The sequence below is a fragment of the Vibrio profundi genome (assembly GCF_005281835.1).
GTDB classification, from domain to species: Bacteria; Pseudomonadota; Gammaproteobacteria; order Enterobacterales; family Vibrionaceae; genus Vibrio; species Vibrio profundi.
Genome location: NZ_RZIS01000010.1, coordinates 59,902 through 72,193 on the forward strand (window position 1 = coordinate 59,902; position 12,292 = coordinate 72,193).

The 12,292-nt window shown below is 44.2% G+C and carries 8 protein-coding genes; 4 read left to right on the forward strand and 4 right to left on the reverse strand.

The features are described from left to right. Nucleotides 1-69 precede the first annotated feature (69 nt). On the forward strand, nucleotides 70-1,794 hold the full coding sequence (locus tag ELZ11_RS19875; RefSeq protein ID WP_137359126.1) for a chitinase: 1,725 nt from the start codon (nucleotides 70-72) through the stop codon (nucleotides 1,792-1,794). 61 nt (nucleotides 1,795-1,855) lie between these two features. Here the strand turns inward: ELZ11_RS19875 and ELZ11_RS19880 are convergent, their stop codons facing one another. Continuing rightward, nucleotides 1,856-2,836: an ABC transporter substrate-binding protein gene (locus tag ELZ11_RS19880; RefSeq protein ID WP_137359127.1), complete on the reverse strand. Its 981-nt coding sequence runs from the start codon at nucleotides 2,834-2,836 to the stop codon at nucleotides 1,856-1,858. Between the two features lie 101 nt (nucleotides 2,837-2,937). Between ELZ11_RS19880 and ELZ11_RS19885 the strand changes: the two genes are divergently transcribed. Further along, nucleotides 2,938-4,872 (forward strand): PAS domain-containing sensor histidine kinase, encoded by a 1,935-nt coding sequence (locus ELZ11_RS19885; protein WP_137359128.1) that lies wholly within the window; start codon nucleotides 2,938-2,940, stop codon nucleotides 4,870-4,872. Nucleotides 4,873-5,002: 130 nt separating this feature from the next. On the opposite strand, the gene ELZ11_RS19890 is transcribed toward ELZ11_RS19885, so the two are convergent. Beyond that, nucleotides 5,003-6,547 (reverse strand): DUF3369 domain-containing protein, encoded by a 1,545-nt coding sequence (locus ELZ11_RS19890; RefSeq protein ID WP_137359129.1) that lies wholly within the window; start codon nucleotides 6,545-6,547, stop codon nucleotides 5,003-5,005. A 215-nt stretch (nucleotides 6,548-6,762) separates the two neighbouring features. Here ELZ11_RS19890 and ELZ11_RS19895 point away from each other — a divergent pair, with 215 nt between their 5' ends. Both ELZ11_RS19895 and ELZ11_RS19900 read left to right on the forward strand, forming a co-directional pair. After that, the gene (locus ELZ11_RS19895) at nucleotides 6,763-8,292 is read left to right on the forward strand and encodes a Na+/H+ antiporter NhaC family protein (protein WP_137359130.1); all 1,530 of its coding nucleotides are present in this window, start codon (nucleotides 6,763-6,765) and stop codon (nucleotides 8,290-8,292) included. Between the two features lie 185 nt (nucleotides 8,293-8,477). Then, complete coding sequence (locus ELZ11_RS19900; RefSeq protein WP_137359131.1) at nucleotides 8,478-9,074, forward strand: acetate uptake transporter; 597 nt, start codon at nucleotides 8,478-8,480, stop codon at nucleotides 9,072-9,074. A 96-nt stretch (nucleotides 9,075-9,170) separates the two neighbouring features. Here ELZ11_RS19900 and ELZ11_RS19905 read toward each other — a convergent pair whose 3' ends face one another. Continuing rightward, nucleotides 9,171-10,718: an alanine/glycine:cation symporter family protein gene (locus tag ELZ11_RS19905; RefSeq protein WP_137359132.1), complete on the reverse strand. Its 1,548-nt coding sequence runs from the start codon at nucleotides 10,716-10,718 to the stop codon at nucleotides 9,171-9,173. Nucleotides 10,719-11,011: 293 nt separating this feature from the next. Further along, the gene (locus ELZ11_RS19910; RefSeq protein WP_137359133.1) at nucleotides 11,012-12,268 is read right to left on the reverse strand and encodes a D-amino acid dehydrogenase; all 1,257 of its coding nucleotides are present in this window, start codon (nucleotides 12,266-12,268) and stop codon (nucleotides 11,012-11,014) included. Nucleotides 12,269-12,292 lie beyond the last annotated feature (24 nt).

Consider the following 12,292-nt stretch of genomic DNA (forward strand, 5'->3'; position numbering starts at 1 on the left):
CTCTGTCTTCATTATTCAGACCTATCTACTCTCTTATGGACTTATTATGGATAAATAAGAGAACCCTATATGTTTAAAACTAAATATTTAACTGCAGCACTAGGATGCGCAATCGCGACCAGCGGTTTAGTTTCCTTGAGCGCTAATGCAGCAATGAATATCCAGCCTGATCCTCAAAACCCAACTGGTTATCTTGTTTCAAGAGCCGATTTACAAGCAGCAGAACAAGCGAAGACGTCCGATCCTATGTATGCGATTTGGTCTCAAGCTTTGCAGACTCGTTCCAATACTATCGTAGAAGCGATTGTTCCTGGATCAGCTTCAAACCCAGACAACGTAAAACGTGTCGAGCGTGTGTTTCCTCAGTCTGAATGGGACTTCCTAACGCAAATGGCGGCACCAGAATACACCTACACGCGTTTCCTACGCGCGATTGGTAAGTTCCCTGCGTTCTGTGGCGAATATACCGATGGACGTGATTCTGATGCCATCTGTAAGAAATCCATCATCACGGCTTTCGCTCATTTCTCGCAAGAAACGGGCGGTCATATTGCGATAGATAATACTTCCGATAATCCGCTGGCTTTAGAAGAGTGGCAGCAAGCATTGGTGCATGTTCGTGAAATGGGGTGGTCAGAAGGGCAAGAAGGTTACACTACTGGCTGTGGTCAGAACGATTGGCAAAATGCACGCTGGCCATGTGCTGCGGGGCAAGGTTACTTCGGTCGTGGTGCTAAACAGCTTTCTTACCACTTTAACTATGGTGCTTTCTCTGAGGTAATGTTTGATGGCGATGCTACAGTACTATTGAACAATCCTGGTTTAGTGGCCGATTCTTGGCTGAACTTGGCTTCGGCAATTTGGTTCTTCTTGACTCCACAGGCACCTAAACCGGCAATGCTACATGTTATTGACCGTACATGGAGCCCATCACAACGTGAAATTGATGCCGGTATTGGTTACGGGTTCGGTACCACGATTAATGTAATTAATGGCGGTATTGAGTGTGGTGAACAGAACAAGACGAAAGGTCAGCCTGTTAACCGCATTCGTTATTGGGAAGGGCTAGCTGCTCATTATCAGATCCCAGTAGAAGCGGACGAGAAGAATACCTGTTGGCAGCAAACGCCTTACGGCAGTCTAAACCTTAACGGCGCAACTGATGTGCTTTACACCAACTGGGATGGTAACTGGAAGTATTATGCAGACCGCCCTGAAGGTTACTCATTCGAATGTGAACTGGTTGGGTTCCAAACTGCGTATTCGGCACTAGTACCTGGTGATTACGAGAAATGTGTAACGAACTTCTATGGTTCGCACGCAAGTTGGCCAGAAGTTAAGGTTGTCGATAAACTGGATCCAGTAGACCCGGGTACGAATCCTGGTGGTAATGGTTGGGATGTAAATAAGGTTTATAACACTGGCGACCAAGTTACATCTAATGGTGCTACTTATGAAGCGAAGTGGTGGACTCAAGGTGATGACCCGGCTAACGGCGGTCCTTGGAAGCTAGTGTCTGGTGAGCCTACGCCGCCAGTGGTAACTGACCCTGCACCAGTCGAACCACCGGTCACTGAACCTGAGCCGCCAGTCGTTACTGATCCTCCTGTGACAGAACCACCAGTCGTTGTTGACCCATCGGTATTTACTACGTGGGAACCTGGTGTGAGCCAAGTGAGCGACGGTGATAAAGTGACGTACAACGGCAAATGTTTTATTGCGAAAAATGGCCCAGGAGTTTGGGAGTCGCCAGTTCAATCGAATTGGTTCTGGGATGAAATCAGTTGTCAGTAATATTTAAAGAATGATGAGACTAACTTAACCAAGGGAGTGCTAGCACGCACTCCCTTATTTGTTATTTATCCTCAACTAAAGCTTGCCAATGTGAAGGCGGGTGCAGCCCCCAGCGCTCCATTTCAAACTCGCTATAAATTGCTTTTCCTTGCTTACCTATGTGGATCGGAATCTGGTCGGTATCTTGCCCTTGGAGGATCTTATTAACCATTTTTCCGGCTTCAACCCCCTGACTTTTACCAAAGAGCACTACGCCTCCCAATGCTTTACCTTTTCCAACTGAAAAGTCCCAGAAACCGAACAATGGGACAGGAGAATGTTGGTTGGTCCAGGCCATTATCGACGCAGAATCAACATTTTGATTATTTTCATCAACGATCGTGTGGTACAGCCCAACCACGATCGCGGAATAGCCACTATTACTGCTGTCGTTCACGTGGGACTGCCAGTCGCTCAGGCTTTCTACATTTTCGATATCCACTTGAATAGACAGCGTTCTTCTTACCGCTTGGTATTGTTTAGAGATGAATTTCTTCGCGATTTTAGAGGTGATGCCAGAATCGAACAGTACAAGTAATTTGGCGTTTTTTTCCGGCAAGAGTTGCCCGATTTCGTTGATGCTTTTGATCAATAGAGGCTGTTCTAAAACTCCAGTAATTTTGGCCTTACCTTGATTTCGCGACAGGAGTTTTCTTGGGTTGGAATTAATCCCCAAAAACACAATGCTGATCGGTTCGTTGTATAGTTTAGGTAGCATGTATTTCAGCGCGTTGTCATCGCCGAGAACAACCACGTCAGGCTTTATCTTTAAGTATTTCAGGTAGGCTTTCTCAGCCATGGCAGCAAATTCTTTCTCTGGAAGGCGTTTAGTATTCATCTGGAAAGTGTCAACTTGGTACGAGGGCGCTAAGGTTTCTTTTATCCCGGTGACATAGTCTTTGTCCCACGGATACTCCGAGTGATAGCTTTCAATGATTAAGACTTTGTTTGCAAAAGACGGGGTACAGATGAGTATCAAAGCCAACAAAAAATAGGTTTTCATAGCAATTTATTTCATTAGAGAAACCATGCTTTAAGTGTAGCTAAGCTATTCGCTTCTATACTGAAAAGTATGCCATCAGTTGGCACGAGGAGCAGAATGAAATGAGTCGGACAAAAAAGTTTGAAGACAGCGATAGCAATCCTATCTATAGCCGCATTGGCCGTAGAATCATTTTGATCATGGTGATGCTAAGTGGCATGGTGACTTTGCTCGGCACAACCTTCCAACTGTACTGGGACTACAATCGAGAATTTGACAGCGTAGAGCAAAGGCAGCAGGAGATTGAATCTGTTCATGCTGAGTTGCTGGCTGCGTCTTTATGGAGCTACGACTTAGTGCTGTTGCAGCAAAAACTCGAAGGCTTGGTCAATTTGCCTAAGGTGAACTATTTGGAAATTCGCTCTGGGAGCTACACCTTTTCAGCTGGTGAGAAAGTCGATAATTATCCTATTAATGCGGAGTTCGCTCTGCAGTACCATTCTCAAATAGATGACGAAATGGAAGTGCTTGGTTCTTTGTATATGGAGTCTAATGGTGAAGAAATTTATAGCTATTTACTGCGCCAATTCTTAATCACGTTAGCCATTAACGCCATCAAGACAACAATAGTGTGTTACTTGATTTTGATGGTCTTCCACAAGAGTGTGAATCGGCGAATTTTCTCGGTGGCGACGTACTTGCGTAAATTTAATCCTCGTCATCCGAGCCAACCTTTAGAGTTGCCTTATCACCCATGGGTGATGGAAAGGGACGATGAACTCAATTGGTTAGCCGATGAAACGAATAAGATCACTTCGAACATTCGTTTGCTTTACAACAACATTCGTTTTGAGCAAGAACGTTTCGTCGATTTTGCTAACGTGTCTTCAGATTGGTTATGGGAAACCGATGAGATTGGGCGTTTAGTCTTTGTGTCTGAAGCGATGGAAAAGACATTGAACATTGATATTCATCAACACCCGTTCATCAAAGACATTGAGGGGCTAGGGAATTCTTATGATTTACTGTCTAAGTTCAGTAAACAGGAAGACTTCTCGATGTGTGAAGTTAATATCGAAACGGACGGACAGCGGAATTATATGTTCTTCCAAGGGATGAGTGTTTTTGATGGGGATAAATTCCAAGGGTTTCGTGGTAGTTCCATTGACGTAACGGCTCTGAAACAAGCGCAGTTTGGTTTGGAAGATCTCAACCAGAACCTAGAGAAGAAAGTGACTGAGCGTACGCGTGATTTAGAGCAAAGTATGCAGCGTTTAGAAGAAGCGCAGGGGCAATTAATAGAATCAGAAAAACTGGCAGCGTTAGGTGGGCTGGTGGCTGGTGTGGCTCATGAAGTAAACACGCCATTAGGTATCGCGGTTACTGCATCCTCTTTGATTAAAGAAGCCTGCAACGAACTGAATACTGCCTTTAACTCTCAAACGCTTACCAGCCAGCAATTTGCTCAGTTGATGGAGCAGATGAGTGAAGCAAGTGCGCTGTTAGAGGATAACCTTAACCGTGGCGCGAAGCTGATACGCGATTTCAAGCAAACCGCTGTCGACCAAGTGTCAGAGAGCCGCAGCCAATTTAATGTGAGCCAAACCTTAGATGCATTGATTGCCAGTATTCACCCTGAAACGCGTAAAGTGCCCGTAACACCGATTTTGCATGGTGATGCGGGAATTACCATGAATAGTTTGCCTGGAGTGCTGACTCAAGTGGTCTCTAACCTTATTTTGAACAGTGTGAATCATGCGTTTAGTGAGCAATCACAAGCGGAGATTTCGCTAAGCTTTAAAGCGGAAGGAGAGGATATTGTTTTTGTGTACCGAGACAATGGTTGTGGTGTCGATAAGGCGCTCCATCAAAAGATTTTTGAACCATTTTTCACCAGTAAGCGTGGTCACGGTGGTTCAGGATTAGGGCTTAATTTGGTTTTTAATTTGATACACCAAAAGCTGGCTGGTCAGTTGAGCTTTGAGTCGGAGTTAGGCGAAGGCGTAACCTTCACTTTCACCATTCCTCAAAAATTGCCACAGGAACTGAGTGAGTAGCGACAGGAAGACAATTAAATCAATAGGTAGCAAAAGCCCCGCTTTGAAAAGAGCGGGGCTTTTAGATTAAAGCGCGCGTAATGAATGATGCTCGCAATGAACAGCGTTCGCTATTAACAATGAGCGGGGGTTAATCTGGATGGTCGGCACGAATTTGTAAGAACTCATCCCAATGCTCGACTAAGAGATCAACGAGCTTAGGTTCAAAGTGTTTACCTTTTTGATTGATGATTTCATTACGAATATCTTCATCAGACCAAGGTTGTTTGTAACTGCGTTTAGAGCCCAAGGCGTCGAACACGTCGGCTAAGGCTGTGATTCGGCCGGAGATCGGAATGTCCATTTCACTGAGCTGTGCTGGGTAGCCAGAGCCATCCCACTTTTCATGATGATACTGCGCTATGTCTTTCGCGACCAAGATCAGCTTACGTTTTGATTGGCTGAGAATATCGACACCATATTCAACATGCTTTTGCATGATCGCCCATTCATCAGCATCTAACTTGGCTGGTTTATGCAAAATGCTGTCTGGGATCGCTACTTTACCGACATCATGTAAAGGTGAAGCGTGTTTGATCATTTGAACTTCGTGATTTGGAAGGCCGTAGAGCTGTGCCAACTTCTCACTGAATAAAGATACCCGCTGAACGTGCGCGCCCGTTTCTTTACTCCGAGCTTCTACCGCGTTGGCTAAGTTATAAACCAACTCTTTTGAGGTCTCGCGCAAATCGACTAATAGGTTGAGGTTTTCAAACGTAAGGCCAATATTGTGCATATAGATTTCGAGCAATTGTTTATCGAGTTCACTCAATTTACTCAAAATATTGATATACAGCAGGCTGTCAACGCCAGAATCGTCTGTCATGTGGAAGACATAGGCATCTTCATAGCTTTGGCTCTTTTGTTGGCTGAGAGCGTACTGACAGCGATCTGAGACTTCTTGAGGAAGGACATCGAACAGGCACTCGGAATAAGCATCGACATAATCACCAGTGGCGGCTAAGGTCAGTGCTCTTGAAATCTCACCATCAGGCCTCGGTTTAACCAAGCAATAGAACGCGGAAGCATCCAGCTGAATGAGCGAGGTGAGTTGATTGAGTACCGATGATGCATAGTCTTTTAACGTCGTTGTATTTTGAACGTTAGCGGACGCTTTAATGACTTTACTCAGTCCTTCTTTCTGCACTTCTATCGTGGTGAGGTCACGGTAGGCGCGGAGCATGGAGTAGAGTAAGGTTTTTAATTTTTGGGTGGTGAGTTCGGTTTTTTCTTTATAGTCGTCGATTTCATATTCTTGAATAACAAAGTCTTCCGGTGCTTGCCCCGCTTGTCCGGTCCTCAGCACCAGTCGTATCTTTGAGTTCTTTAATTCCTCGCGGATGTATTTTACGACTTCGAGCCCTGCGTGTTCATGCTCCATGACTACATCAACTAACGCTAAGGCAATATCATCATGTTGAGCCAATACTTCTTTTGCTTCGATACCAGAATACGCGGAAATCAGTTCGAGCTTCTTTCCTTGAAACTTAAAGTTCGACAGCACTAATTTGGTCACTTGATGCATCTGTTCGTCATCATCGATCAGCAGCACTTTCCAAGGCGCAAGATCTTGTGATGTTTGCGCTGGTGGAATTGGTGATTGAGAGGCTTCTCTATGATCGGCAAATAAATCCATATGCAATCTCGGCTTAAAGTTTACTGCTTATCTAATAGGTTTAGCATATTTCATAGTGATCGGTATGAAATCAAAGTGTTCTTTGGAACGAAAAAGCAATCTTGCGGTAAATTTTCTTTATATAGAGAATAAAGTTCTGTACATCGTTGTTGGGTGAATATATATTCACAAAAAGTTATTACTTATATTTTTTATTTTAGGATTGTGGTGTACCTATGGAACAGACCGATATTACCTCTTTAATACCCATCGTGATTACATTAGCGCTATCGCTGACGACTCGAAATGTTGTCATTGGATTGTTTGCCGGGGTCTTAAGTGGGGTCGCGATGTTAACCGGCCTATTTGGTGAGCTAAACCCACTTGATACGTTTGGTACCATGGTAAAAAGCTACTTAGTTCCGCAGCTGACCGATAGCTACAACGCAGGTGTGCTTATGCTGTTGATCTTTATCGGCAGTTTTGTTGCTTTGATGGAGAAGTCTGGAGGCGGTGTCGCTTTTGCTCAGAAGGTAACACTATGGGTGAAAAACAAATGCCAAGCTCAATTATCGTCTTGGTTTGGTGGGATTATTATTTTCTTTTCCGACCTTGGTACGCCATTAATTGTCGGCCCTGTTTTTCGTCCTTTGTTTGATAAGTTGAAAATATCCAGACAAAAACTGGCCTTTATTATCGACTCGACATCTTCACCTGTTGCCATCCTGATCCCGTTCATTGGCTGGGGGGTGTACATCATGGGATTAATTCAAAAGGAATTTACTGCTCTCAGAGTTGAAATGTCAGACTGGGATGCATTTATCGGCGCGATTCCATTTCAGCTGTATGCGTTCCTAGCGATTTTTATCGTCCCTTTAGTGTCGCTGAAAAACTTAGATTTTGGGCCGATGGCAAAAGCGGAGCGCGATGCTAAAGCGGGTGTGATTTCTGGTGCGGTTAGCGATTCACTAAAACCTTTTTCGCATAAAAATGCAAAGTCCTCTTTTGTTTGGGCACCGTTATTAGTCATGGTAGTCGTACTATGCACTATGTTGGTTCCACAAGGGTTCCCGTTCCAAAAAGTGGCGGGCTCTTCATTTAGAGCTGCGTTGTCTTCGGCTTATTTCTTTGCGGCTATTACTTTAGTGTCATTAATGGCTTTTTATGGCGTAAGGAAATTGTCTGATGGCATTTCTGTATACCTAAAGGGTATGGGAAATATGATGCCAGTTGCGATCATCTTAGTACTAGCATGGGCCTTGAGTACGGTAGGTAAAGAGCTTGGTGCGGCCGCATACATTGCAGAGCAAGCGCAAAGTGGCTTCCCTTACTGGTTAGTACCTGCGGTAGCGTTCCTGCTATCAGCGATTATTTCATTTGCGACGGGGTCATCGTGGGGGACTTTCGCGATCATGATGCCACTTGTGATTCCGACGGCCGTTGCGATTGATGCTCCATTGCTTGTGGCGATTGGCGCAGTTTTATCTGGAGGTTTGTTTGGAGATCACTGTTCACCGATTTCAGAAACTACGATTCTTTCTTCAACTGGTGCAGGGTGTGACCAGTATGAGCACTTTAAGACTCAACTACCGTATGCTTTGATGAATGGTGCCATAGCGTTGGTTTGTTTTGTGATTGCTGGAATTACCGCAAGTGCATTGGTCGTCTTGTTTGCGCTATTTATTCAGGCGGTGACAATCATCGCTCTATCTAGCTGGGATAAAGCTAAGGCTGGTGAATATCAACAGAGTAGCGCCAGTCTGTAGCGTTCCCATTCTCTGAATCAATAAAAAAGAGGCCAAACACGGCCTCTTTTTTATATGTGATCATTTGTACAACCTTAGTTTTCGATTTCTTGCTTTCCTTTTACAGTGCCTTATAGATTAAAATTTTCTTACAATTTTTATCAGTTATTTTTAATAACCTAAACACTTAGTAAGGTACACACGCAATGTCGACTAAACTCGCGAACCCTGCGCCGCTTGGCCTAATGGGCTTCGGTATGACTACCATTCTTCTAAATATCCATAACGCTGGTTTCTTTCCAATCGATTCAATGATTCTAGCCATGGGTATCTTTTACGGTGGTTTGAGCCAAGTATTAGTGGGCATGATGTGCTTTAAACGTGGCGATACTTTCGGTACTACAGCTTTTACTTCTTACGGTTTATTTTGGCTAACTTTGGTTGGTTTAATTGTTATGCCATACATGGGCTTACCAGCAAGCCCTGCAAGTTTCATGGGTTGGTACCTATTACTATGGGGTGTATTCACAGGCTTCATGTTCATTGGTTCCCTGTGCTACCCAGTAGCGAAGCAAGTTGTATTTGGCTCTCTGACTATTCTGTTCTTCTTGCTAGCCGCTCGTGATTTCACTGGTAGTGAGTTTATTGGCATGATCGCAGGCTTTGAAGGTATCTTCTGTGGTGCGTCAGCGATTTACTTCGCAATGGCACAAGTGATCAATAATGAATACGGTCGTACTGTTTTGCCTATTGGTGAGAAAAAACCAGCAGAGCAAGCGATGACTCAAGAAATCGCAGCATAAGTCACTGCTCACCTTATCTAGTCAGTAAGGTATTTTTTTGGGAACATAAAAAAAGGGTTAGCCTATTAGGCTAACCCTTTTTTATTTTCAGACTTGTTAAGCAGATGGCTGCTCAACAGGTTTCGCTTGGCTTACTTCCTCTTCAGGAGATTTGCCTGTTTTACGCTTGTATTTTTCTTCCCAGTAAGTAGCACCAGTGATGCCTAGTTTTACAGGGTTAAATGTGTATTCAGTTACACCAGCGCGTTGTTGTTCTTCGTAATCATGCAGAGCTTTGATTGCAGGCTTAGCCATGAAGAAGATGATGATGATACCAACAATGTTCAACCATGCCATTAGACCAACACCAACATCACCCATTGCCCATGCAAGGTTCGCAGTTTTTACCGTGCCGTAGAATACAGCAGTGATAAGTACAGCTTTTAGAGCGAACATCATGCCAGGGATCTTGATAGTACGACGCAGGTAAGCAATGTTTGTTTCTGCGATGTAGTAGTAAGCAAGAATCGTTGTGAATGCGAAGAAGAATAGCGCGAATGCGATGAACGGTTTACCGATGCCAGGCATTGCACTTTCAATTGCCATTTGCGTGAACACTGGGCCATTTGCACCAATGTTTGCCGCTAGGTTTTGAACAAGGAATACACCTTCAGAACCGCCATGCACGTTGTAAGCACCAGTGATGATGATCATGAATGCAGTCGCAGAACATACTAGAAGTGTATCGATGTAGATAGAGAATGACTGTACCAAACCTTGTTGAGCTGGGTGATCAACACTTGCCGCAGCTGCAGCGTGAGGACCAGTACCTTGACCCGCTTCGTTTGAGTAAACACCACGTTTAACACCCCAACCGATAGCAGCACCAAAGCCAGCCATAGGTGTGAATGCGTCACCAATAATCATAGAGAAAACAACAGGCACTTGGCTGATGTTTAGCAAGATGATGATGAAAGCAACAATGATGTAAGCCAGTGCCATGAAAGGAACAACGACTTGTGTGAAGTTTGCAATACGTTTAACACCACCAAAGATGATGAAACCTAGAATGATTGCGATAACAGTACCAGTGAAAATTTTAGCAAAACTGAATGTACCGATAGCTGTTTCAATCATTGCGCCAGAACCGAATGCCGCTTCTACTGCGTTACCGATGCTGTTTGATTGCACGCCAGGAAGTAAAATACCACATGCGAAAATGGTTGCGATTGCAAAGATCCATGCATACCATTTTTGACCCATTGCTTTTTCAATGTAGTAAGCCGGGCCGCCACGGAATTGACCTTCGTCTTCTTCTTTATAGATTTGTGCAAGTGTAGATTCTGCGTATGCGGTTGCAGCACCAAAGAAGGCTACTACCCACATCCAGAATACGGCACCTGGGCCACCAAAACCGATTGCGGCAGCAACACCAGCAATGTTACCAGTACCTACACGACCCGAAAGCGAAACGGCTAACGCTTGGAAAGATGAGATACCTTTAGTTGAACTTTTACCAGATAGAAGCAAGCGCCACATTTCAAAGAAGTGACGGATTTGAACAAATCGGGTCATTATGGAGTAGAACAAACCTGCGCCTAGACACAAGTAAATCAGCACTGGACTCCAGATTATTCCATTCAAAAAATCAACGAATGACTGCATGAGTATTTTCCCTGTTATTGACTGTTATGATTGTTTTTCGTTCGATATATTAATCTTTTTGTAATTGAATTGTTAATTTATTTATCTGCTTTTAGCCTAATGCGTGATGGTGAGCACGAAATGCTAACGTAATGTTAATGACTAGTATCTACTAAGCTAAAAAGATCTTATCCCTGTATATATTCATGTGATATATGTTCTGGCAGCATTTAGTTCGGTTAACTTGCATGTATATGCAATGTATTTAATTTTGCCTTGCCAGTATAAAATAGCGTCTTATCCTATAGTGGTACTTAACGGGCATAGCGTTGAATACCTAAATCTTCATGTTCGACTTCTGGTGGGACTGTACTAACGATATCCGCCAGTAACTTTCCTGATCCGCAAGCCATGGTCCAACCTAAGGTTCCGTGACCCGTATTTGTAAATAGGTTCTTGATGGCGGTTTTTCCAATGATTGGCGTACCGTCTGGTGTCATTGGCCTTAACCCGGTCCAGTAATCCGCTTGCGAAAAGTCACCCACTTCCGGGAACAAGTCGTTGACGACTAAATCGATAGTCGCGGTTCTCTTTTCTGGAATGGCTAAATTAAAGCCCGCTAATTCGGCAGTGCCCGCAATCCGCAAGCGATCATCAAAGCGTGTAATGGCCACTTTGTAGGTTTCGTCCATTACGGTGGAGCGTGGAGCAAGCTCTTGGTTACTGATTGGTAACGTCAGTGAATAGCCTTTGACTGGATACGTAGGCAAGTGAATACCCAGTGGCGCTAATAACTTTGTTGAATAGCTGCCGCATGCAACTACGTAATGATCCGCTGTTAGCTGCCCAGTACTGGTTTTGACAGATTGAATTTTCCCATGGCTCAATTCCAGAGCTTGAACGTCGGTAGCGAACATAAATTTGACGCCCGCAGCTTTCGCAAGCTCCGTCAGTTGTTGGCAAAATAGGTAGCAGTCGCCTGTCTCATCATTGGGCAAATGTAGGCCGCCAACGAGTTTGTCTTTCACCCGTTCCAGAGCGGGTTCTCTACTGATACAACCGCCGACGTCGAGCAGCGAATAGTCGGTATTACTTTGTTGAAGTAGCGCGATGTCTTTTTTTATGGATTCCAGCTGTTTAGCATTTCTAAATACTTGTAGTGTTCCAAGCTGGCGACCTTGATATTGAATATCGGTTTCATTTCTCAACTGAGTGAGGCAAGTTTGGCTATAGTTAGCCAGTCTAAGCATGCGAGCTTTGTTTATCTTGTAATTCTGGTGGCTGCAATTGGCGAGCATTTTGCTGGCCCAAGCGATCATTTCGGGTGACAAACTTGGTTTTACTTTGAGTGGCGCATGCTCCTGCATTAACCATTGAATAGCTTTTAATGGAATACCTGGTGCCGCCCAAGGCGATGAATAGCCATAAGATATTTGTCCTGCATTGGCAAAGCTGGTTTCTTTACCACATTGCGATTGCCTATCGATAACCGTTACGTCATGGCCGCGTTGATTTAAATACCAAGCGCTGGTTAACCCAATCACGCCTCCACCTAGTACGATCACTTTCATAGCACACCTCAATTTTTGACTGAG